Source organism: Cellulomonas sp. P4_B5_2, assembly GCF_056402235.1.
Genome location: NZ_JBFUHU010000029.1, coordinates 1 through 21,344 on the forward strand (window position 1 = coordinate 1; position 21,344 = coordinate 21,344).

Sequence of the window (21,344 nt, forward strand, 5' to 3'; positions counted from 1 at the left end):
GTCTTCGCGTGCCGCACCGCGTTGGAGACGAGGTTGGCGACGACGCGCTCCAGGAGCCCGGGGTCGGTGTGCACGAGCGGCAGGTCGTCCGGTACGTCGAGCACGACCGTGCCGGGTGGGTAGCCCTCGATCGCGAAGGGCACGATCTCGTCGAGACTCGTCGCCCGCAGCACGGGTCGGACGCTACCGGTCTGCAACCGGGACAGGTCGAGCAGGTTGTCGATGAGGCGCTCCAGGCGCGCGGTGGACTCCTCGAGGGTCCCGACCAGGGCCGCCCGGTCGGCGTCGTCGAGGTCGAGGTCCGTCGACGTCAGACCGTCGACCGACGCCCTGATGGTCGCCAGCGGGGTGCGGAGGTCGTGCGAGACGGCGGCCAGCAGCGCCGTGCGGGTCGCGTCGGCCTGGCCGAGGATCCGTGCCTGCTCCGCCTGCGCCCGGAGGCGCTCCTGCTCCAGCACGATCCCGACCTGCGAGGCGAACGCCTCCAGCACCCGTCGGTCGCTCGCCGGCAGCACGCGACCCGTCAGGGCGAGCACCCGCTCGTCGTCGACGACGAGCACCACCTGAGCCGCCTCGGGGTCGCGCGCGGGGTCGACGCCGTCCGTCGCCAGGACCTCCCACCCGGCGCCGCTCCTCGCGAGCAGCGAGACCGCCTCGAGCGTGAACGTCTCCCGCAGCCGGGCGACCAGCGCGGCGGCGGTGTCCTCCCCCGACAGGACCGACCGGGAGATGGCAGCCAGGGCGGACGCCTCGGCGCGGGCCCGGAACGCCTCGGTCGTCCGCCGGGCCGCGAGGTCCACCACGGAAGCGACACCGGCGGCGACCAGCACGAACACCCCCAGGGCGAGCGCGTTCTCGGGTTCGGCGATGGTGAGCCTCCCGGTGGGGAGCGTGAAGAACCAGTTGAGCAGCAGGAAGCCGACGATCGCGCTGACGATGGCCGGCCAGAGCCCGCCGACGAGGGCGACCAGCACGGTGAGCGCGAGGAAGAGCATGAGGTCGGTGGGAAGGCTCACGAGGTCGCCCATGGCCGAGAGCAGCAGCGTGAGCAGGACGGGACCGAGCAGGGCGACCAGCCAGCCGGCGGTCCGGCGCGGGCCGGACAGCKCGGAGCCGCGGCCCGTCCGTCGGCCTCCGGCGCGGGCACGCTCGTGGGTCACCAGGTGCACGTCGATCATCCCGGCGAGGCGCGCGACCTCGGTGCCGTTGCTCTCCCGGACCGCCTCCCGCCACCGGCTGCGCCGGGACACGCCCACCACGATCATCGTGGCGTTCACCCCGCGCGCGAAGTCGACGACGGCGCTCGGGACGTCCTCCCCGACGACCGTGTGGAACGTGCCGCCGAGGGACTCGACGAGCCTGCGCTGCTCGGCGATCCTGGCGGGCGGGGCGCTCGGCAGCCCGTCGGTGGCCAGCACGTGCACGGCGAGGAGCTCCGAGCCGGCCGCGCGCTGAGCGATCCGCGCCCCGCGCCGCAGGAGGGTGTCCCCCTCCGGTCCGCCGGTGACTGCCACGACGACGCGCTCGCGGGCGGGCCACGGCGACTCGATCCGGTGGTCCCGTCGGTAGGTGGTCAGCGCGTCGTCGACCCGGTCCGCCAGCCACAGCAAGGCCAGCTCGCGCAGCGCGGTGAGGTTGCCGACGCGGAAGTACTGCGTGAGCGAGGCATCGATCTGCTCGGCCCGGTAGACGTTCCCGTGCGCGAGCCGGCGGCGCAGGGCCTCCGGCGCGAGGTCCACCAGCTGGATCTGGTCCGCATCGCGCACGACGTGGTCCGGCACCGTCTCCCGCTGTCTCACTCCGGTGATGGCCTCGACGTCGTCGTTCAGTGACTCCAGGTGTTGCACGTTGACCGTCGTGACCACGTCGATGCCGGCCGCGAGGATGTCGTGCACGTCCTGCCACCGCTTGGGGTGCGCGCTGCCGGGAACGTTGGTGTGCGCGAGCTCGTCGATCATCGCCACCTGCGGCGCCCGCGCAAGGACCGCGTCGACGTCCAGCTCGGTGAACTCGCTCTCGCGGTAGGTCAGGACCCGGCGCGGCAGGACCTCGAGCCCGTCGAGCAGCGCCGCCGTCGCGAGCCGCCCGTGGTCCTCGACGAGGCCGACCACCACGTCCGTGCCACGGGACAGCCGGCGGTGGGCCTCGTCCAGCATCGCGTACGTCTTGCCGACGCCAGGGGCGGCACCCAGGTAGACGGTCAGCCGCCCCCGTCGGGGAGCGGAGCCGCCGTCGGCAGGTCGAGTCATGAGCCCATTGTCTGCAGTGCGAGGTTCAGGCGGAGCACGTTCACCCGGGTCTCGCCGAGCACACCGAGGTCACGGCCGACGGTCGCGGCGTCGACCACCGCCCGGACGTCGTCCTGGGACAGCCCTCGCTCACGTGCGACGCGGGCGACCTGGAGCTGCGCGTACTCCGCAGAGATGTCCGGGTCGAGCCCGGATGCGGACGCCGTGAGCGCGTCGACCGGCACGTCGACCGGGTCGACGGACTCCTCGGCTGCCACGGCTTCCCGTCGTTCCTCGACGGCCGCGAGGAGGTCCGGGTTGAGCGGGCCGAGGTTCGACCCGGCCGACGCCAGGGTGTCGTAGCCGTCGCCGGCGGCCGACGGCCGCGGGTGGAACCACTCCGGGCCGTCGAAGGCCTGCCCGATCAGCAGGGAGCCCACCGCGTCGTCGGGCGACGTGACGCGCTCCCCCGTCGATGACACGAGCGATCCGTTCGCCTGCCAGCGGAACAGCAGCTGGGAGATGCCGGTGACCGCGAGGGGGTAGGCGAAGCCGAGCACGACGGTGAGCACGAGCAGCACCCGCAGCCCGGCCCAGGTCTGACGGGCGAAGGAGATGGTGTCGGAGCCGGTCGAGTAGTGCGGGCGGGTGGCGGTGGTCATCAGGACATCCCCAGGGCAGTGACGAGCAGGTCGATGAGCTTGATCCCGACGAACGGGGCGATGACGCCGCCGAGCCCGTAGACCAGGAGGTTGCGACGCAGCAGCGCCGTGGCCGACGACGGGGTGTAGCGCACCCCGCGCAGCGCCAGCGGGAGCAGCGCCACGATGATCAGCGCGTTGAAGACGACGGCCGAGAGGATGGCCGACTGCGGGCTGCTCAGGTGCATGACGTTCAGCACGCCGAGCTGCGGGAACGTGACGACGAACATCGCGGGCAGGATCGCGAAGTACTTGGCGACGTCGTTCGCCACCGAGAACGTCGTCAGGGCGCCGCGGGTGATGAGGAGCTGCTTGCCGATCTCGACGATCTCCAGCAGCTTGGTGGGGTTCGAGTCGAGGTCGACCATGTTGCCGGCCTCCTTCGCGGCGGTCGTCCCTGTGTTCATCGCGACGCCGACGTCGGCCTGGGCTAGCGCAGGTGCGTCGTTGGTGCCGTCACCAGCCATCGCGACGAGCCGACCGCCCTCCTGCTCGCGCCGGATCAATGCGAGCTTGTCCTCCGGCGTGGCCTCGGCGAGCACGTCGTCCACGCCCGCCTCGTCGCCGATGGCCTTCGCGGTGAGCGGGTTGTCGCCCGTGACCATCACGGTGCGGATGCCCATGGCGCGCAGGGCGTCGAACCGCTCGCGCATGCCCTCCTTGACGACGTCCTTGAGGTGGATGACGCCGAGGACGCGCGCCGACCCGGTGCCGAGCTGTTCTGCGACGACGAGGGGTGTGCCGCCCGACGCGGAGATCGCGTCGACCGTCGCAGCAACCTCGGCGCCCGCGTGGCCACCCGTCGACCGGACCCAGTGCGTCACCGCCGCGGCGGCACCCTTGCGGACCTGCCGAGAGGGCCGGGCACCGGTCGCGGGGAGGTCCACGCCGCTCATCCGGGTCCGCGCCTGGAACGGAACCAGCTCGGCGCCGAGGAGGTCGCCCTCCGGCCGCTCTCGGAGCCCGAACCGCTCCTTGACCAGGACCAGGACCGAGCGGCCCTCGGGGGTCTCGTCGGCCATCGACGAGAGCTGGGCGGCGTCCGCGAGCGCCGCCGGGTCGACTCCCGGCGCCGGCAGCAGGTCCGCCGCCTGGCGGTTGCCGAGCGTGATCGTGCCGGTCTTGTCGAGCAGCAGCACGTCCACGTCACCCGCAGCCTCGACCGCCCGTCCCGACATCGCCAGCACGTTGCGGCGCACCAGGCGGTCCATGCCCGCGATGCCGATCGCCGACAGCAGCGCGCCGATGGTCGTCGGGATCAGACAGACCAGGAGTGCGACCAGCACGATGAGGGGCTGCCGGGCGCCCGAGTACACGGCGAACGGCTGCAGGGTGACCACCGCGAGCAGGAAGATGATCGTCAGGGTGGTGAGCAGGRCGTTCAGGGCCACCTCGTTGGGCGTCTTCTGCCGCTCTGAGCCCTCGACCAGCGCGATCATCCGGTCGACGAAGGTGTGACCCGCGGGTGCCGTGATGCGCACGACGATCCGGTCCGAGAGGACCACCGTGCCACCGGTCACGGCGGACCGGTCACCTCCCGACTCGCGGATGACCGGCGCGGACTCCCCGGTGATCGCGGACTCGTCGACGCTGGCGACGCCCTCGATCACGTCCCCGTCACCGGGGATGGTCTCCCCTGCGACGACGACCACGACGTCACCCACCCGCAGCGACGACGACGGCACCTCGGTGGTGTCGTGTCCCACGAGCTTGCGGGCCGTCGTCTCCCGCTGCGTGGCCCGCAGGCTCGCGGCCTGCGCCTTGCCGCGCCCTTCCGCCACGGACTCGGCGAGCGTCGCGAACACGACCGTGAGCCACAGCCACACGGCGATGGACCACGCGAACGCGCTGGGCTCGGCGACCGCGAGAACGGTGGTGAACGCAGCGCCGACCTCGACGACGAACATGACCGGGGACTCCCACAGCCGGCGGGGGTCGAGCCCTCGCAGGGCACCGGGCACCGCAGCGAGGAGCTGCCGAGGAGAGAGCGTCGACGGTGCAGCAGCGACCTTGTGAGGCTTCACCTGCGACGCCTGGAGAGTGGTTGTGCTCATGACAGGGACTCCACGACGGGACCGAGGGACAGGACGGGAACGAAGGTGAGGCCGACCACCACAAGGGTCACGGTGACCAGGAGGCCGACGAACAGCGGCGTGTGGGTCGGCAGGGTGCCGGCGCCCTCGGGCACCCTCCGCTGGCTCGCGAACCGGCCCGCCAGGGCCAGCACGAGCGCGATCGGCACGAACCGTCCGATCAGCATCGCCAGCCCCAGCAGCGTGTTGTAGAACGGCGTGCCGACGGTCAGCCCCGCGAACGCGGAGCCGTTGTTGTTCCCGGCGGAAGCGAAGGCGTAGACGATCTCCGATAGCCCGTGCGGACCTCCCTGCAGCTGCCCGGCCAGCCCGGCCGGCGTCGTGATGGCGATGGCGGAGCCGATCAGGACGACCGCGGGCATCGTCAGCACGTACAGCGCGACGAGGGTGATCTCCTGGCGGCCGATCTTCTTGCCCAGGTACTCGGGAGTCCGCCCGACCATCAGGCCGGCGAGGAACACCGCGACGATGATCAGCACGACCATCCCGTACAGGCCGCTGCCGACGCCCCCCGGCGAGACCTCACCGAGCAGCATCCCCACGAGGGCGACACCGCCTCCCTGGGCAGTCAGCGAGTCGTGCATCGAGTTCACGGCACCGGTCGAGGTCATGGTCGTCGAGGCGGCGAAGAGCGCGGACGCGGCCTCGCCGAAGCGGACCTCCTTGCCTTCCATCGCTCCCCCGGCCGCCGCAGGCACCAGCCCGGGACCGGCCATCTCGGCCCACGTGAGCAGGCCGACGGCCGCAACCCACAAGGTCGACATCGCCGCCAGGATCGCCCACCCCTGTCGACGGTCGCCGACGATCCGGCCGAACGTGCGGGGCAGGCTGAACGGGATGAGCAGCAGGAGGACGACCTCGAGGGCGTTGGTCCACGGGGTCGGGTTCTCGAACGGGTGGGCGGAGTTGGCGTTGAAGAACCCGCCGCCGTTGGTCCCGAGCTCCTTGATGGCCTCCTGGGAGGCGACCGGTCCTCCGAGCACCGACTGCGTTCCACCGGCCAGAGTCGTGATCTCGACGTGCGCGCTCAGGTTCTGGATGGCGCCTGCAGACACCAGGACGATCGCCGCCACGAACGCGAGCGGCAGCAGGACGCGGACGGTCACTCGCACGAGGTCGGACCAGAAGTTGCCGACCCGGCCGTCGGTGCCCGACCGTGCGAACCCGCGTGCCAGCGCCGCGACGACAGCCACACCGACGGCCGCGGACAGGAAGTTCTGCACGGCGAGCCCGGCCATCTGCATGAGGTGCCCGATGGCGGCCTCACCGGAGTACCACTGCCAGTTCGTGTTGGTGACGAAGGAGACGGCCGTGTTCCAGGCGCCGGCCGGGTCCAGCGGCGACATGCCGATGTCGAGCGGAAGGCGGTCCTGCAGGCGCCCCAGCCCGAACAGGAGCAGGACGGACGCGAGGGAGAACCCGAGAAGGGAGAGCAGGTAGGTGCTCCACTTCTGCTCCGCGTCGGGGTCCACGCGCATGATCCGGTAGCCCACGCGTTCGACGGCGAGATGTCTCGTCGAGGTCATCACCCGGAACATGTAGTCACCGAGCGGCCTGTGCGCGGCGGCCAGGACCAGGACGACGATCCCGATCTGACCGACGGCGGTCCACGTCGCGCTCATCGGACCTTGTCCGAGCGCAGCAGCTGGGCGACCAGGTACACCAGGAGTGCGCCGGCGATCACGAGGCCGGCGATGTCGAACCCGCTCATGAGCGGTCTGCCCGGCGGGCGAGGAGCGCGACTGCGGCGAAGAACGCCACGGTCAACGCGAGGAAGGCCACATCGGCCATGGGTCTCACAGCACCTTCGACGGCGGACGGGCGGAAGCCCGTGGCTGCCACCCGGCGACCCGCACCACGGGCCGCATCCGCTGGTCTACCCCTCCGATCGGGGCGTCGCCGGGGGCCTTGACGGGATCTTGACGGCACCGCCGCAACTCTTAGCGCAACGTTGTCGGCGCACATCGCTTCATCGCCGCCATGCTCGAGAGACACCTGGAACGGACCGTCGGTCGACCTCGACCTCCCCAGCCGTTCCTGGGACACGCACAGGAGCAGGAGTGATGGTGGACAGTCCGTCGTTCGTCCGGTCTCATCGACAGGTGGTGCTCGTCTACGCGGTCACCGCACCCCTGATCGTCGCGGCGACCCTGCACGCACTCCGGGACCAGGTGACCTCCACCACGGCGGCACTGGTGCTGGTGCTGCTGGTCGTCACCGCCGCGGCCACGGGGATGCGTTCGGCCGGCATCGTGGCCGCGCTGTCGGCGGGCGTGTGGTTCGACTTCTTCCTCACCGAGCCCTACGGCAGCTTCAAGGTCACCAACGGCGACGACATCCAGGCCACGGTTCTGCTGCTGATCGTCGGTGTGGCCGTCAGCGAGATCGCGTTGTGGGGCCGCCGTCAGGAGGCCCGGGCGAGCAGGCGCGCGGGCTATCTCGACGGTGTCTTCGGCACCGCGGACATCGTCGCCCAGTCCGAGGCCTCGCCGGAGGCTCTGATCAACCGCGTCCGGGAGCAGATCGTGGCCATCCTCGACATCGACGACTGCCGCTTCGAGGCCCGGGGGGCGCTGGGGCGCTCGACGACCCGGCTGAACCACGACGGCTCGGTCACGCAGCGCGGTGCCGAGTTCGACGTCGACCGGCACGGCTTGCCGACCGACGACGTGATCGCGCTGGACGTCAGCCACGGCGGCGTCCTGCAGGGCCGGTTCGCGCTCACCGCGTCGACCCGGGTGGTGCGGCCGACCGTCGAGCAGCGCCGCGTCGTCGTCCTGCTCGCGGACCAGGTCGGCTCCGCGCTTGGCACCCGAGCGCAGGCCCATCGTGCAGACGGAGCGTAGTCAGGCGACCGGGCAGGCTCAGCGCGCCAGCCGAAGGCCGTCCCCGAGGGCGACGACCTGGCCCCTTGATCCCGACTGGTCACGCGTATAGCGTTCTGGTTGTGCGTATAGCCGCGCCGGGCAGCACTCCGGCGTCCGATCTCACCGCGCGGGCCAGGATCCGCGACGCGGCGATCTCGTGCTTCGCCGAGGAGGGCTTCGACGCCTCGTTCCGCACCATCGCTCAGCGGGCCGGCGTCTCCCCCGGGCTGRTCACGCACCACTTCGGCTCCAAGGCCGCGCTGCGTGCGGAGTGCGACGCCGAGGTGCTGCGCCACTACCAGGCGCTGAAGACCGACAGCCTCGCCGACCCCAGCGCCTACCTGCTCGCGAACCTCACCGGGCCGAGCGCCGCCGCGCCGCTCGTCGTCTACCTGCTCCGCGCCATCCACGCCGGGGGCAAGCCCGCCCAGGAGTTCCTCGAGCACCTCATCGACAGCGCCCGGGAGGTCATGCGGGCGGGCGTCGAGACGGGCCTGGTGCGCCCGTCGCGTGACGAGGAGGCGCGTCTGCGCTACCTGACCTACCAGACGATGGGCGCGCTGCTCATCCAGTTCCTCACGACCCCCGGCGCCACCCCGGACGAGTTCGTGATGTCGGCCCGGGACGGTCAGCGCGACCAGATCCTCCCGACGCTCGAGCTGTTCTCCGAGGGCCTCCTCACCACCCGACGGATGCTCGACGACTACCTCCTCTACATCGGGGACCCGCCGCGGTCGGAGTCCGAGCCCGACCCTGACGAGCGCAGCGCGTGACGCACTGCACCCCCATCCACGCAAGGAATCGAAGGAACCAGGCATGTCCACCACCGCGATGGCCCTCCAGGTCGAGGGTCTCGAGAAGAGCTTCGGAACCGTCCGCGCCCTGCGCGGCCTCGACCTGGCGGTCCCGACCGGCCAGGTGACCGGCTTCCTCGGCCCCAACGGCTCGGGGAAGACCACGACGATCCGCATCCTGCTCGGCCTGCTGAAGGCGGACGGCGGGCGAGCCAGCCTGCTCGGTGGGGACCCGTGGGCCGACGCGGTCGCCCTGCACCGGCGGGTCGCCTACGTCCCGGGAGACGTCACGCTCTGGCCGAACCTCACCGGCGGCGAGGCGATCGACATCCTGTGCCGGCTGTCCGGCCCGCTGGACCCGAAGCGCAAGAAGGCGATGCTCGAACGGTTCGAGCTCGACCCGACCAAGAAGGCCCGCACGTACTCCAAGGGCAACCGGCAGAAGGTCGCGCTCGTCGCGGCGCTGGCCTCCGACGCAGAGCTGCTGCTCCTCGACGAGCCGACCAGCGGCCTCGACCCGCTCATGGAGGCGGCGTTCACCGAGTCGATCCGCGAGGTGAAGGCCGCCGGACGCTCCGTCCTGCTGTCCAGCCACATCTTCTCCGAGGTCGAGAAGCTCGCCGACCGGGTGACGATCATCCGCGAGGGCGTCACGGTCGAGTCCGGCACCATCGCCGAGCTCCGCCACCTGACGCGCACCCAGGTGAGCACGGTGCTCGAGCGCGGGGCCGACGGCCTCGCGACATTGCCGGGGGTGCACGACCTCCTGGTCGTCGACGGCCGCGTGACGTTCGCGGTCGACGACGCCGAGCTGCCGACCGTGCTCTCCGCGGTGGCGGCCCTGAGCCCGCGTTCGCTCGAGGCCAACCCGCCGTCGCTGGAGGCCCTGTTCCTGCGCCACTACGGCGACGAGCTCGCGGCGCTGGCCACCGGGAGCGAGCGATGACCGCCACCGTCCGGGTGCCGGAGGTCACGTCCACCGCACCCCGTCCGAGCTCGGCGACGCTCGCCGGCGTCGGTCCGATGGCGCGGTTCGTGGTGCGCCGCAACCGCGTGCGGCTCGCGGTGTGGTTCGTCGTGCTCGTCGGCATGTTCGCCTACGTGGCGTCGTACTACACGGAGATGTTCCCGACCCAGCAGTCGCTCGACGACTTCGCGGCCCTCTCCAACACGCCCGGCATCAAGGCCCTGACGGGCCTCTCCGCCGCGGCGGACACCCTCGGCGGCGCGGTGTGGACCAAGAGCTGGATGACGATCGCCCTCGGGCTCGCGATCGGCGCCGCGTTCCTGGTGACCAGGAACGGCCGGGCCGACGAAGAGGTGGGACGCACCGAGCTGCTGCGCTCGCGGATGCTGGGCGTGCACGCCTACTCCACCGCGTCGTGGCTGGTCATCGGCCTGCTCTGCGTCGCGGTCGGGCTCGGCATCGCCCTCGTCTCCGCGTCGAACGGACTCGACCCCGACGGAACCGGGATCGCGGGGTCGTTCGTCATCGGCGCCTCCGTGACCGGCGTCGGCCTGTTCGGGCTCGGCGTGGGCGCGGTCGCGGGCCAGGTGGCGTCGACCTCCCGCGGTGCCAACGCCCTCGCGTCCGCGGTGATCATCGGCTTCTACGTCCTGCGGATGGTCGGCGACCTCGGCAACGGTGCGCTCACGTGGGCCTCACCCATCGGGTGGGGCCAGAACATGGAGCCGTACGCCGGCAACCGGTGGTGGCCGTTCGGGCTGCTCCTGCTGGCCACCGTCGCGCTGCTCGCCGTCGCGACCAGGATCGAGTCGACGCGCGACCACGGCGCGGGCCTGCGTGCCGAGCGCCCCGGCCCGGCCGATGCACCCCCGCGCCTCGCGTCGCCGCTCGGGCTCGGCCTGCGGCTCCAGCGCGGTCCGATCATCGGGTGGACCATCGCGGTGGTGCTCGCGGGGCTGCTCTACGGCTCGGTGATCGACGCGATGACCGAGCTGCTGGACGACGCCGCCGGCGGGGTGAACGACCTCCTGCGGGGCGTGGGCGTCCAGGCGCTGCTCGCCCTGCTCGCCGGGATGATCGCGCTGGTCACCGCGATCTTCGCCACCCAGCAGGCCGTGTCCCTGCGCACCGAGGAGGCGAGCGGGCTGATCGAGCCCCAGCTGGCCGGCTCGCTCTCCCGGACCCGGTGGGCGCTGCAGCGGCTGCTCATCCCCGTCGTCGGGTCGGCGGTGCTGCTGCTCGTCGGCGGCGGGCTGCTCGGTGCGGTCTACGGCTCGGTGATCGGCGACTCGTCGGAGGCCGGGACGATGGCCGGCGCCGCACTGGTGTACTGGCCCGCCGTCATGGTGCTCGTCGGCATCGCCGTCGCGCTGTTCGGCTGGCTGCCCCGCCTGGCGATCCCCGTGACGTGGGGCGTGCTCGCGGCGATGTGGTTCGCGGCGATGCTCGGCGACGTGTTCGGGCTGCCGCGGTGGCTCCTCGACGGGCTGCCGTTCTCGGCGGTGCCCTACCTGCCGCTCGAGCCGATGTCGTGGACGCCGGTCGTGATCATGACCGCCGTGGCGGCCGCGCTCGTGTGGACGGGCGTCGACCGGTTCAACCGCCGCGACGTGCAGACCGGGTGACGCGATGCACCCGCCGCGTTGCCCCGACGGACGTGGTCGGTAGTGTCCGGCCATGGCGCGACGTGGCGAGCTCCAGGAGGTGGAGCTCCTCGACGAGGGCGACGAGGGCGACGGCGGCGATCCTGGTGCCGCACCGGTGCGGCGGCGCCGGCGCACCGCACTGGTCGTCGTCGCACTGGTCGTCGTCGTCACCCTGGCCTGTGTGCAGTGGTTCGTCACCGCCCGTGAGCGCTCCGCGATCGCCGCACTGGCCGCGGTGCCCGGCGTGCTCGCCCCGGTCGACGAGCACCTCGAGATCGAGCGCCGCGTGCCCTCCGACGACGCCGCGGAGCTGTTCGGCTTCGGCGGCGGCTCCTTCGAACGTGCCGCGGACGGGTCGCAGTCGTTCACCTGGGCACCCGCCGGCGACGAAGGACCCACCTGGACCACCGCGCTGGCGGGCCCGTCCCCCGCGCTCGCCCAGCACGCGGCCGACGACGTCATCGCCGGCAGCTACTGCGTGCCCGACAACGCGCCCGGCACGGAGCCGAGCGCTGCGGGCACGATCGTCTGCGTCGTCTCGGACGGCGGCTTCGTCATCGACCACGCCAACAACGACGGCCTCGCGCGCGTGCCGGCCACGACCACGCGGGTGATGGTCCTGTCCGCGGCAGACGGCACGATCGCCTCGACCTGGCCCGTGGAGGCGGGTGACGAACCGGCCGTGTTCGCGGTGCTGGACGACGCCGTCGCGATCGCGTCCACCGCGGCGACCGGCACCACTCTGACCGTCTACGACGTCGTCACCGGCGACTCACGCTGGTCGCGCTCGAGCCCGACACCCGACGGCGCGGAGCGCACCCCGCTCTCGAACGTCGCTCTGTTCCGGGTGGGTGCCGTGCTCGCCTACGCACCGCCGGAGCAGCCGCTGACGCTGATCGCCGGCGACGGCACCGTGGTCCGCGAGCTGGCCGGCTCGATCGGTGACAGATTCGGGTTCGTCACCGACGAGCGCGGCAGGATGAACCTGCAGTCCGCGGTCGACGGCGAGCCGCGCACGATCCTGCTCGCCGACGACGCCGAACCCGCGCACGACGTGACCGTCGACGGCAACGTCGCCTACACCGCGGTGGACGACGGCTCCGTTCCTGACCTGCTCCTGAGCTACGACACCGAGCTGCACGCGTGGGACAGGAACACGGGCGAGCGACGCTGGTCGAACGAGACCGTGGTCAGCGCGTCCGGCGTCCTGATCATGCGAGGTCGCGTCTTCGTGCTGGCCACCGGGTTCGTCGCCGCGTTCGACGGAGTCAGCGGCCGGAAGCTGTGGGCGACGACCCCCGAGGACGCGCTGATGCCGAGCACGATCTCGACCGACGGCCGACACCTGCTCGCCACCCTGGAGCCGACGACGTCCGCGGACGAGCAGCCGACCCTGGTCGCGTACGACCCGGCCAGCGGGACGGAGGTGTTCCGTGCGCCCTACCCCGCGGGGGTCGGCGACGTCTCGCCCGTCAACGGCCGGCTCATCGGGCGCGACACCACGACCGACGGCGCCGACTTCTCCTACGTCCTGCTCCGGTGAGCCGCCCTACCGGGAGCTCGCCGACCTGAGCTCGCCGTCGACCTCGTCGACCCAGCGGGCGACGTGCTCGGCGTCGCGCCAGTCCCCGGCGTGCGTCTTGGCCATCGCGCTCGCCGGGAAGCCCGTGGCGTCGGGCTCGAGGCGGCCGCCGAAAGTCTGGACGCCGCGTGCACCGATCTTCGCCGCCGCATCCTTGACGTGGGGAACCGGCGGGATCTGCCTCGTCGCGGCCGACCCGTCGAGCGGGCCCGTCGCGACGAGCCACACGGGCAACGTGGAGAGGCGATCAGCCTGACGCTTGACGAGCCGCCGCGCGTCCTTGTTCCAGCGGCCCGCGTAGAGGGCGCCCGCGACGATGACCGCGTCGACGTCCTGGAGGTCCGTGACCTCGGCGGCCGGCCGGACGACCGGGTCGTAGCCGCGGCTGCGCAGGTCGTCACCGATCAGCTCCGCGAGGCCTTGGGTGCCTCCCCTCGACGTCCCATAGGCAACCAGCACGTGCGTCATGTTGTCCTCCCACCCGCGAGCGACCCGCGCACCTGCGCGGCCCTCCTCGATGGTCGATCAGGCGCGTCGCGCGCAGCAGGGCCGGAGGTCCCTTGCCTGTGGCCTCCACGAAGCGGCGGACCACAGGAAGAATGAGCCCGTGACGACCGCCGCGCCCGACCACCGACGCGCCGAGGTGCTGCCCGCACCGTGGTCCCTCCCCCCGGAGGAGGTGCTGGCAGGGGTCGCCGGCTCACCCGGCGGGTTGACCGGACGCGAGGCGGAGGCACGGCTCGCCCGGGACGGCCGCAACGAGCTGCCCGAACCGCCGCAGCAGTCGGTCTGGAGGCGCCTGCTGAGCCAGTACGCCGACGTCCTGATCTACATCCTGATCGGCGCGGCGGTGCTCAAGGCCCTCACCCAGGACTGGGTCGACTTCGCCGTGATCGTCGTGGTGATCGTCGCGACCGGCCTGATCGGGTTCGTCCAGGAGGGGCGCGCGGCGTCGGCGCTCGCGGGTCTGCGCAGGATGCAGTCGCTCGACGCGCAAGTGAGACGCGACGGTGACTGGGGGGTGGTCGACGCCGCGAGCCTCGTGGTCGGTGACGTCGTCCGGGTGCGCGGCGGGGACCGCGTGCCGGCCGACGTGCGCCTGCTCGCCTCGGCCCAGCTGCAGGTCGACGAGTCCGCCCTGACCGGGGAGTCGGTGGCGGCGACCAAGTCCGCCGAGGCCAACGAGGCGGACGCGGGCATCGGCGACCGGACGTCGATGCTGTTCTCCGGGACGATCGTGACCGCCGGCAACGGCGAGGGGGTGGTCGTCGCGACGGGGTCCGGTACCGAGATCGGGCGTATCTCCGCGCTGGTCACGGAGCAGGACGCGATCGACACGCCGCTGGCCCGGCAGCTGGCGCACCTGGGCACGCAGCTCTCCGTCCTGATCGGGGTGCTCGCCGTCGTCATGCTGCTGGTCGGCCGGTTCGTGCACGGCCTGGGGGTCGACGAGCTGATCTCGGCGGCCATCGGGTTCGCGGTCGCCGCGGTGCCCGAGGGCCTGCCCGCGCTGGTGACGATCACGCTGGCGCTCGGCGTGCAGCAGATGGCCCGCCACCGCGCGATCACCCGGCGGATGGAGGCCGTCGAGACGCTCGGGTCGACGACGACCATCTGCTCGGACAAGACCGGCACGCTCACCCAGAACGAGATGACCGCACGCACGGTGGTCACCACCGCCGGCGCCTACGACGTGGAGGGCACCGGCTACGACCCCGTGGGCCGTGTCGCCACCGCGGAGGGCACGACGGCGGCGCTCGACGTGCACCGCGACCTCGCCGCCCTGGTGCTCGCGGTCAGCCTGTGCAACGACGCACGCGTCGAGCAGACCGAGGACGGCTGGCGCGTGGTCGGTCAGCCCACCGAGGGCGCCCTCGACGTGCTGGCGACGAAGGCCGGGGTGGACGTCCGCCGGTCCGCGCGCGTCGGCGCGGTGCCGTTCGACTCCGCGCACAAGTTCGCGGCGACCCTGGACGACCTGCCCGGCGGCTCCCGGGTGGTGCACGCGGTCGGCGCCCCGGACCGCCTGCTCGACCGGTCCGGCACCGAGCTCGCGCCCGACGGCGTCGTCAGGCCGCTGGACCGGGAGGCGTGGGACGAGCGGATCGACGCCCTGTCCGCCCTCGGCCTGCGCGTGCTCGCCGCGACCGTCCGCCCGGCCGACGGCGTCCACGAGATCGCCCTCGACGACCTCGACGAGGGCCTCACGTTCCTCGGCGTCGTCGGCATCGTCGACCCGCCGCGCCCCGAGGCCACCGCGGCGATCGCGGAGGCCCACGCGGCGGGCATCCGCGTGAAGATGATCACCGGCGACCACCGGGGCACCGCGACGGCGATCGCCCGCGAGCTGGGCATCGCCCCCGAGCGCGGCATGGTCCGGGCTCTGACCGGCGCAGACCTGCAGGGCATGGACGACGACGAGCTGCGCGAGGTCGTGCGCGACGTCGACGTCTTCGCCCGGACGTCCCCCGAGCACAAGCTCCGGATCGTCCGCGCGCTGCAGTTCCACGGTGAGGTCGTGGCGATGACCGGCGACGGCGTCAACGACGCCCCCTCGATCACCCGCGCGGACGTCGGCGTCGCCATGGGGATCAAGGGCACCGAGGCCACCAAGGAGGCCGCCGACATCGTCCTGGCCGACGACAACTTCGCGACGATCGAGCGCGCGGTCGAGGAGGGCCGGCGGATCTACGACAACATCCGCAAGGCCGTCGTGTTCCTGCTGCCCACCAACGGCGCGCAGTCCCTGGTGATCCTCGTCGCCGTGCTGGCCGGGCTGGCCCTGCCGCTGTCGCCCGTGCAGATCCTCTGGATCAACCTGGCCACCGCGATCACGCTCTCGCTGACGCTCGCGGGCGAGCCTGCGGAACCCGGCATCATGGCGCGGCCGCCCCGGTCGCCGAGCGAGCAGGTGCTGTCCTCGCGCGCCATCGCGGTGGTCCTGATCGCCTCGGTGGTCCTCGGTGCCGCGACGCTCGTCGTCTACCTGCTCGAGCGCGCGCGGACCGGTGACTACGCCGAGGCGCAGACGTCCGCGGTCATGATGCTCGCCCTGGGCCAGCTCGCCTTCCTGCTGAACTGCCGCCTGCTCAGCACGTCCGCCTTCACCACGCGGGTGCTCACCGGCAACCCCAGCCTGTGGGTCTCCGCCGGAGCCCTCCTCGGGCTGCAGCTCGTGTTCACCTACGCGCCCTTCATGAACGCGTGGTTCGGCTCCACCCCGATCGGGCCGCACAGCTGGGCGCTGACGGCGGGGATCGCCGTGGTGGTCTTCCTGGTGATCGAAGCCGCGAAGGCGGTCCTGCGCGCTACGCGTCCGGGGCCTGGTAGAAGTTCCGCTCCCACCGGTGGCGCCGGATGACGTCGCGCTGGGTCTCGGTCAGCCTGCGGCCGTCGCTGGTCGCGGCGTTCCGCTCCACGTTGCGCACGGTGCGCATGCCCGCGATCACGGTGGACACGGCGGGCTGGTCGAGGACGTAGCGCAGGGCGAGGTCGGGCAGCTCGTCGGTGCCGACGCCCAGGTCGGCGACGAGCGCCTCCACGTGCTGCTGGACCTGTGCGGGCCGGTCGCCGCCGAAGTACCTGTTCCGGAAGTCGCCCTCGGGGAACGTGGAGTCCGCCGTGATGCGCCCGGTCAGCCCGCCCTCGTCGAGCCCGACGCGCACGATGACCCCGACGCCGTGCTCGGCGCAGGCGGGCAGCAGGTGCTCCTCGGGCTGCTGGTGCCACGCGTTGTAGATCACCTGGACGGTGTCGACCGTGCCGCTGCGGACGAGCTCGAGCGCGTTCTCCGGCTGGTAGTCGTTGATCGAGACGCCGAATAACCGGATCTTGCCCTCCTGGCGCAGGTCGGCGATCGTCTCCAGCCAGTCGCCCCTGCCCACCCACTCGTCGCTCCAGACGTGGAACTGCAGGACGTCGAACGCCTCCAGGCCCGACGCAGCCAGGCTGGTCTCGAGGCTCGCGCGGATGTGGTCGCCGGGGAACGTCTCGTCCGGGTGCAGGCCGTCCGGTGCCGGCCAGATGCCGTTCTTCGGCGGGACCTTCGTGGCGACGAGCACGTCCGGGTGGTCCCGCAGGACGCCGCCGACGATCCGCTCGCTCTCGCCGTAGCCACGCGCGGTGTCGATGAAGGTGACGCCCAGCTCGATGGCGCGGTGCAGCGCCGCCACCGACTCGTCCTCCTGCGCCCCGATCCACGCCGAGGCACCGATGCCCCACGCGCCGTACCCGATCTCCGAGACGGTCAGACCCGTCTTCCCCAGCTGGCGGTACTCCATGCGCACTCCTCGTCAGGTCCGTCCCGGTCGTCGGCGACGCTACCCMCCCTCCCTCTCCCCGGACCGCTGCGCGAGCCGCTCCCCGCCGTCCGCTCGCCCGGCCCGCCCGTGCGCTGACCGGGGCCGATGCATGTTCTTCGGTCAGATCGCCGTAATTTCTCACCCGCACGGGGTCCCGTGCCGATAGGACCATGGGGGCAGAGACTTACCGACGCCAGACGGGACCGCTCCCCCAGCGGGCATCGTCGCCGCAGGAGGTAGACCGTGACGAGTCAGTATTTTGCACCGACGCCGATCACGGGCGTCGCCGCCCTGACCACCCGTGAGCGTGTGGTCCTGGCGCACCTGAGCGAGGACATCACGCTGCAGGACATCGCCGAGCGGCTGTGGGTCACCCGGAACACGGTGAAGTCCCAGCTCCGCAGCGCGTACCGGAAGATGGGCGTGTCCACGCGCGCTGACGCCGTGGCCTGGGCGCGGGCGCACGGTATCTGAGCCCCCGCAGGACCCACCGCCAGGGACGTAGTTCCCACCCGTGTGACGGGAATCTCACCTGCGCTGGTACACATTTGACAGTCGCGGAGCGCGTCGGTTTCACTGCCTCCGGGCGTCCTGACGCCCCCACCCCGGCCGTTCGAGGCCCGGGGGGTCGTGGGTCCCCTCGCCCGCGCGATCACCTGCGCCTGGCGTCCCCCCACGCAGCCCCGGCCGTCGCCGTGACGGCCCGCACCCAGGAGAACCCATGTCCGAGTCCGTCCCCGTCCTCCCGCCGAAGAGCAGCGGCAACCGCACCGGGCTCATCGCCGGCATCGTCGTCGTGGCCCTCGTGATCGTCGGCGCCATCGTCTTCCTCGCCACCCGCGGCTCGTCCGACGAGCCCGCCGCCTCGGGCGGCTCCACCCCGGCCACGGTCGTCAAGCTGGGCACCACCGACGTGTCGCAGCCCCACTGGGAGATCCTCAAGGACCTCGCCGCCAAGGAGAACATCGACCTCGAGATCGTCGGCTTCTCCGAGTACACGCAGCCCAACCCGGCGCTGACCGAGGGCGAGATCGACCTCAACGCGTTCCAGCACATCCTGTATCTGGCCGACCACAACAACAACACCGGTGACGACCTGCAGCCGATCGGCTCGACGCTGATCGTGCCGCTGCCGCTGTACTCCGAGAAGCACCAGGAGGTCAGCGAGTTCACCAAGGGCGAGCAGGTGGCGATCCCGAACGACGCCACCAACCAGGCGCGCGCACTGTTCGTGCTCGAGAGCGCGGGGCTCATCACGTTCACCGGCGAGCCCAAGGTGCCGACCCCGGACGACGTCGACACCGCCGCGTCGACCGTGGTGGTCCGCTCGGTCGAGGCCTCGCAGACCGCCGGCCTGATCAGTGACCCGGACATCGCGGGCGTCGTCGTGAACAACAACTTCGCCTCCGACGCCGGCTTCGACCTCGACGGCTACGTGTACGCGGACGACCCGTCCTCTGCCGGGGCCCAGCCGTACATCAACGTCATCGCGGCCCGGCCGGACGACGTCGACAACCCGGTGTACCAGCGGATCGTCGAGCTGTACCACGACGCCACCGTCGCCGACTCCGTCGTCGAGTCCTCCGGCGGCACCGCGGTGATCGTCGAGGGCTACGACGCGGCGAAGCTGCAGCAGGTCCTGAAGGACACCCAGGTGAACCTCAAGGCCGCAGGCTGATCCCCCGCCCGGGCAGGGACACCCCCGCACCGTCCCTGCCCGGGCGCACCCTCTGAGAGGCAGTGCGTGTCCCCCATCATCGAGTTCCGCGACGTCAGCAAGGTGTTCGAGTCCCCGTCGGGACCCATCCGCGCCGTCGACGGCGTCGACCTGTCCATCGAGGCCGGCGAGGTCTTCGGCGTGATCGGCTACTCCGGCGCCGGCAAGAGCACGCTGGTGCGTCTCATCAACGGCCTCGAGCGGGTCACGTCCGGGCAGCTGATCGTCGACGGTTCCGACGTGGCGACGCTCAGCGAGCGCCAGCTGGAGCTCAAGCGCCGGGACATCGGCATGATCTTCCAGCAGTTCAACCTCTTCTCCTCCCGCACGGTGGCCGGCAACGTGGCGTTCCCGCTCAAGGTCGCCGGCTGGCCCAAGGCGGACCGCGACCGCCGGATCGCGGAGCTGCTCGACTTCGTCGGCCTCCTGGACCGGGCGCACTCCTACCCCGACCAGCTCTCCGGCGGTCAGAAGCAGCGCGTCGGCATCGCCCGCGCGCTCGCGGCGTCGCCCAGGATCCTGCTCGCCGACGAGTCCACCAGCGCGCTCGACCCGCAGACCACGCAGGACGTGCTGCGGCTCCTGCGCAAGGTCAACACCGAGCTGGGCGTCACGATCGTGGTGATCACGCACGAGCTGGAGGTGGTCCGCGCGATCGCCGACCGGGTCGCGGTGCTGGAGGACGGCCGCGTGGCGGAGCACGGCACGGTGTTCGACATCTTCACGCAGCCGCAGGCGGAGGTCACCCAGCGCTTCGTGTCCACGGTGGTCCACGACCGGCCGCGGGGAGCCAACCTGGAACGCCTGCGCCAGACGCACGAGGGCCGGATCGTCACCGCCACCATCGCGGACGGCAGCCGGCTCGGTGCGATCCTCGCCTCCGCCGGTGCGCTGGGCGTGACGTTCGAGATCATCTACGGCGGCATCGGCACCCTCCAGGACCAGTCGTTCGGCTCGCTGACCCTCGCGCTCGACGGGCCCGACGAGGCCGTCGAGACCGTCGTCGGACGGCTGCGCGAGGTCACGACGATCGAGGAGGCGTCCTGATGCGCTCGCTGCTCCCGACGGCCAACGAGTTCGACTGGTCGTTCCACGGCCCGAAGCTGGTCCAGGCGCTCGGCGAGACGCTCTACATGGTCTCGGCGACGCTGCTCATCGGCGGGCTGCTCGGCCTCGGTCTCGGTCTCGCGCTCTACACCACCCGACGCGGCGGGCTGCTGGCCAACCGAGCGGTGTTCGGGGTGGCCAACCTGCTGGTGAACATCTTCCGGCCGATCCCGTTCCTCATCCTGCTCATGGTGATCGCGCCCGTGACCGTCGGCCTGATCGGCACGCGCCTGGGCAGCACCGCCATGATCGTGCCGCTGTCGTTCGCGGCGACGTTCGGCGTGTCCCGGATCGTCGAGCAGAACCTCGTCGCCATCGACCCCGGCATCATCGAGGCGGCGCGCGCGACCGGAGCGAGCCGGTGGCGGATCGTGAGCACCCTGGTGGTCCCCGAGGCGCTCGGTCCGCTGATCCTCGGGTTCACCTTCGTCTTCGTCGCCATCGTGGACATGTCCGCGCTCGCCGGCACGCTCGACGGTGGCGGGCTGGGTGCGTTCGCCCTGGACTACGGCTACAAGCGGTGGAACTACGCCGTCGTGTGGATCACCGTGCTCGTGATCATCCTGCTGGTCCAGGTGGCGCAGGCGATCGGCAACCGGCTGTCCCGACGCGTGCTGCGCCGCTGACGTCCTGAGCGCGTGTGGGTGCCGCGGGCCAGGATGGCGTCGTGCCCCAGGACCTCAGCGCCGTCCCCTGGCCCGTGCGCACCGCACGCCTCTGCCTGCGCCCGGCGACGCCGGACGACGCCGACGCCATCTGGCAGGTCCGCCGGCGGCCTGGCGTCGACGAGTGGCTCAGCCACGACGTCGGCGACCGGGACGCGTACGTCGCCCGGCTCCGTGACCCCGACCGCCTCGCCGTCACGCTCGTGATCGAGCTCGACGGCCATGTCGTCGGCGACCTGATGCTGCAGGTCGAGGACTCCTGGGCGCAGGGCGACGTCGAGCGTCCGCAGCAGGCGACCCTGGGCTGGGTGCTCGACCCCGACCACGGCGGGCACGGCTACGCCACGGAGGCGGTCGCCGAGCTGCTCCGGATCAGCTTCGAGGACCTCGGGCTGCGCCGGGTGCGGGCGTACTGCTTCGCGGAGAACGCACCGTCGTGGCGCCTCATGGAGCGGCTCGGGATACGTCAGGAGGAGCACAGCGTCCGGGACTCGCTGCACCGCACCCGGGGCTGGCTGGACGGCTACGCGTACGCGCTGCTGGCCGACGAGTGGCTCGCGCGGGAGTGAGCCCCGAGCGGTGACCGCGCCAGCGGCTCCCCCGGGGGGTGCGCCTGATCCCGGTTCACCCTCCCGTCCGGCGTCCTGGGGGTATCCCCCGAGGCGGACGGTCCCCT

The 21,344-nt window shown here is 72.0% G+C and carries 17 protein-coding genes; 11 read left to right on the forward strand and 6 right to left on the reverse strand.

Translation table 11 applies throughout. The features are described from left to right. From AC1DUQ_RS03565 to kdpA, 4 genes are all read right to left on the reverse strand, one after another. Positions 1 to 2,249: DUF4118 domain-containing protein (locus AC1DUQ_RS03565; RefSeq protein WP_477073403.1), on the reverse strand; the 2,249-nt coding region annotated here is incomplete at its 3' end. Further along, positions 2,246 to 2,890, reverse strand: coding sequence for a potassium-transporting ATPase subunit KdpC (kdpC, locus tag AC1DUQ_RS03570; protein WP_477060371.1), 645 nt, complete (start codon positions 2,888 to 2,890; stop codon positions 2,246 to 2,248). The genes AC1DUQ_RS03565 and kdpC, both read right to left, overlap by 4 nt. Beyond that, positions 2,890 to 4,983 (reverse strand): potassium-transporting ATPase subunit KdpB, encoded by a 2,094-nt coding sequence (kdpB, locus tag AC1DUQ_RS03575; protein ID WP_477073404.1) that lies wholly within the window; start codon positions 4,981 to 4,983, stop codon positions 2,890 to 2,892. The genes kdpC and kdpB overlap by 1 nt, the downstream gene beginning before the upstream one ends. Further along, positions 4,980 to 6,644: a potassium-transporting ATPase subunit KdpA gene (kdpA, locus tag AC1DUQ_RS03580; RefSeq protein WP_477060369.1), complete on the reverse strand. Its 1,665-nt coding sequence runs from the start codon at positions 6,642 to 6,644 to the stop codon at positions 4,980 to 4,982. Before kdpA ends, kdpB begins: the two co-directional genes overlap by 4 nt. Before the next feature lie 441 nt (positions 6,645 to 7,085). On the opposite strand from kdpA, the gene AC1DUQ_RS03585 reads away from it, so the two are divergent. The 5 genes from AC1DUQ_RS03585 to AC1DUQ_RS03605 all read left to right on the forward strand — a co-directional run bounded on the left by AC1DUQ_RS03585 (position 7,086) and on the right by AC1DUQ_RS03605 (position 12,839). Further along, complete coding sequence (locus AC1DUQ_RS03585) at positions 7,086 to 7,868, forward strand: DUF4118 domain-containing protein (protein WP_477060368.1); 783 nt, start codon at positions 7,086 to 7,088, stop codon at positions 7,866 to 7,868. A 101-nt stretch (positions 7,869 to 7,969) separates the two neighbouring features. Then, a complete protein-coding gene (locus AC1DUQ_RS03590; RefSeq protein ID WP_477073405.1) occupies positions 7,970 to 8,662 on the forward strand; it encodes a TetR/AcrR family transcriptional regulator in 693 nt (230 codons plus the stop codon). Positions 8,663 to 8,705: 43 nt separating this feature from the next. Beyond that, positions 8,706 to 9,629, forward strand: a complete 924-nt coding sequence (locus tag AC1DUQ_RS03595; RefSeq protein ID WP_477060366.1) for an ABC transporter ATP-binding protein — start codon at positions 8,706 to 8,708, stop codon at positions 9,627 to 9,629. After that, complete coding sequence (locus AC1DUQ_RS03600) at positions 9,626 to 11,275, forward strand: ABC transporter permease (RefSeq protein ID WP_477060365.1); 1,650 nt, start codon at positions 9,626 to 9,628, stop codon at positions 11,273 to 11,275. Before AC1DUQ_RS03595 ends, AC1DUQ_RS03600 begins: the two co-directional genes overlap by 4 nt. Positions 11,276 to 11,327: 52 nt before the next feature. Further along, positions 11,328 to 12,839 carry an outer membrane protein assembly factor BamB family protein gene (locus AC1DUQ_RS03605; RefSeq protein ID WP_477060364.1) on the forward strand — a complete coding sequence of 504 codons (1,512 nt, stop codon included), beginning with the start codon at positions 11,328 to 11,330 and terminating at the stop codon, positions 12,837 to 12,839. A 6-nt stretch (positions 12,840 to 12,845) separates the two neighbouring features. On the opposite strand, the gene AC1DUQ_RS03610 is transcribed toward AC1DUQ_RS03605, so the two are convergent. Then, the gene (locus AC1DUQ_RS03610) at positions 12,846 to 13,346 is read right to left on the reverse strand and encodes a flavodoxin domain-containing protein (protein WP_477060363.1); all 501 of its coding nucleotides are present in this window, start codon (positions 13,344 to 13,346) and stop codon (positions 12,846 to 12,848) included. A gap of 139 nt (positions 13,347 to 13,485) precedes the next feature. On the opposite strand from AC1DUQ_RS03610, the gene AC1DUQ_RS03615 reads away from it, so the two are divergent. Next, positions 13,486 to 16,239, forward strand: a complete 2,754-nt coding sequence (locus AC1DUQ_RS03615; protein ID WP_477060362.1) for a cation-translocating P-type ATPase — start codon at positions 13,486 to 13,488, stop codon at positions 16,237 to 16,239. On the opposite strand, the gene AC1DUQ_RS03620 is transcribed toward AC1DUQ_RS03615, so the two are convergent. Beyond that, complete coding sequence (locus tag AC1DUQ_RS03620; protein WP_477073406.1) at positions 16,187 to 17,158, reverse strand: aldo/keto reductase; 972 nt, start codon at positions 17,156 to 17,158, stop codon at positions 16,187 to 16,189. The genes AC1DUQ_RS03615 and AC1DUQ_RS03620 overlap by 53 nt on opposite strands. A 264-nt stretch (positions 17,159 to 17,422) precedes the next feature. On the opposite strand from AC1DUQ_RS03620, the gene AC1DUQ_RS03625 reads away from it, so the two are divergent. The 5 genes from AC1DUQ_RS03625 to AC1DUQ_RS03645 all read left to right on the forward strand — a co-directional run bounded on the left by AC1DUQ_RS03625 (position 17,423) and on the right by AC1DUQ_RS03645 (position 21,237). Continuing rightward, a complete protein-coding gene (locus tag AC1DUQ_RS03625; RefSeq protein ID WP_477060359.1) occupies positions 17,423 to 17,653 on the forward strand; it encodes a LuxR C-terminal-related transcriptional regulator in 231 nt (76 codons plus the stop codon). A 247-nt stretch (positions 17,654 to 17,900) separates the two neighbouring features. Further along, positions 17,901 to 18,857, forward strand: coding sequence for a MetQ/NlpA family ABC transporter substrate-binding protein (locus AC1DUQ_RS03630; protein WP_477060358.1), 957 nt, complete (start codon positions 17,901 to 17,903; stop codon positions 18,855 to 18,857). Between the two features lie 66 nt (positions 18,858 to 18,923). Then, positions 18,924 to 19,943 carry a methionine ABC transporter ATP-binding protein gene (locus AC1DUQ_RS03635; RefSeq protein ID WP_477060357.1) on the forward strand — a complete coding sequence of 340 codons (1,020 nt, stop codon included), beginning with the start codon at positions 18,924 to 18,926 and terminating at the stop codon, positions 19,941 to 19,943. After that, positions 19,943 to 20,629 carry a methionine ABC transporter permease gene (locus AC1DUQ_RS03640; RefSeq protein WP_477060356.1) on the forward strand — a complete coding sequence of 229 codons (687 nt, stop codon included), beginning with the start codon at positions 19,943 to 19,945 and terminating at the stop codon, positions 20,627 to 20,629. The genes AC1DUQ_RS03635 and AC1DUQ_RS03640 overlap by 1 nt, the downstream gene beginning before the upstream one ends. A gap of 41 nt (positions 20,630 to 20,670) precedes the next feature. Further along, the gene (locus AC1DUQ_RS03645; RefSeq protein WP_477060355.1) at positions 20,671 to 21,237 is read left to right on the forward strand and encodes a GNAT family N-acetyltransferase; all 567 of its coding nucleotides are present in this window, start codon (positions 20,671 to 20,673) and stop codon (positions 21,235 to 21,237) included. Positions 21,238 to 21,344 lie beyond the last annotated feature (107 nt).

Excerpts from the sequence above, each read along its gene's own strand:
- kdpC (WP_477060371.1), bottom strand. The coding sequence starts at position 2,890 with ATGACCACCGCCACCCGCCCGCACTACTCGACCGGCTCCGACACCATC.
- kdpA (WP_477060369.1), bottom strand. The coding sequence starts at position 6,644 with ATGAGCGCGACGTGGACCGCCGTCGGTCAGATCGGGATCGTCGTCCTG.
- AC1DUQ_RS03585 (WP_477060368.1), top strand. The coding sequence starts at position 7,086 with ATGGTGGACAGTCCGTCGTTCGTCCGGTCTCATCGACAGGTGGTGCTC.
- AC1DUQ_RS03595 (WP_477060366.1), top strand. The coding sequence starts at position 8,706 with ATGTCCACCACCGCGATGGCCCTCCAGGTCGAGGGTCTCGAGAAGAGC.
- AC1DUQ_RS03600 (WP_477060365.1), top strand. The coding sequence starts at position 9,626 with ATGACCGCCACCGTCCGGGTGCCGGAGGTCACGTCCACCGCACCCCGT.
- AC1DUQ_RS03605 (WP_477060364.1), top strand. The coding sequence starts at position 11,328 with ATGGCGCGACGTGGCGAGCTCCAGGAGGTGGAGCTCCTCGACGAGGGC.
- AC1DUQ_RS03610 (WP_477060363.1), bottom strand. The coding sequence starts at position 13,346 with ATGACGCACGTGCTGGTTGCCTATGGGACGTCGAGGGGAGGCACCCAA.
- AC1DUQ_RS03620 (WP_477073406.1), bottom strand. The coding sequence starts at position 17,158 with ATGGAGTACCGCCAGCTGGGGAAGACGGGTCTGACCGTCTCGGAGATC.
- AC1DUQ_RS03630 (WP_477060358.1), top strand. The coding sequence starts at position 17,901 with ATGTCCGAGTCCGTCCCCGTCCTCCCGCCGAAGAGCAGCGGCAACCGC.
- AC1DUQ_RS03640 (WP_477060356.1), top strand. The coding sequence starts at position 19,943 with ATGCGCTCGCTGCTCCCGACGGCCAACGAGTTCGACTGGTCGTTCCAC.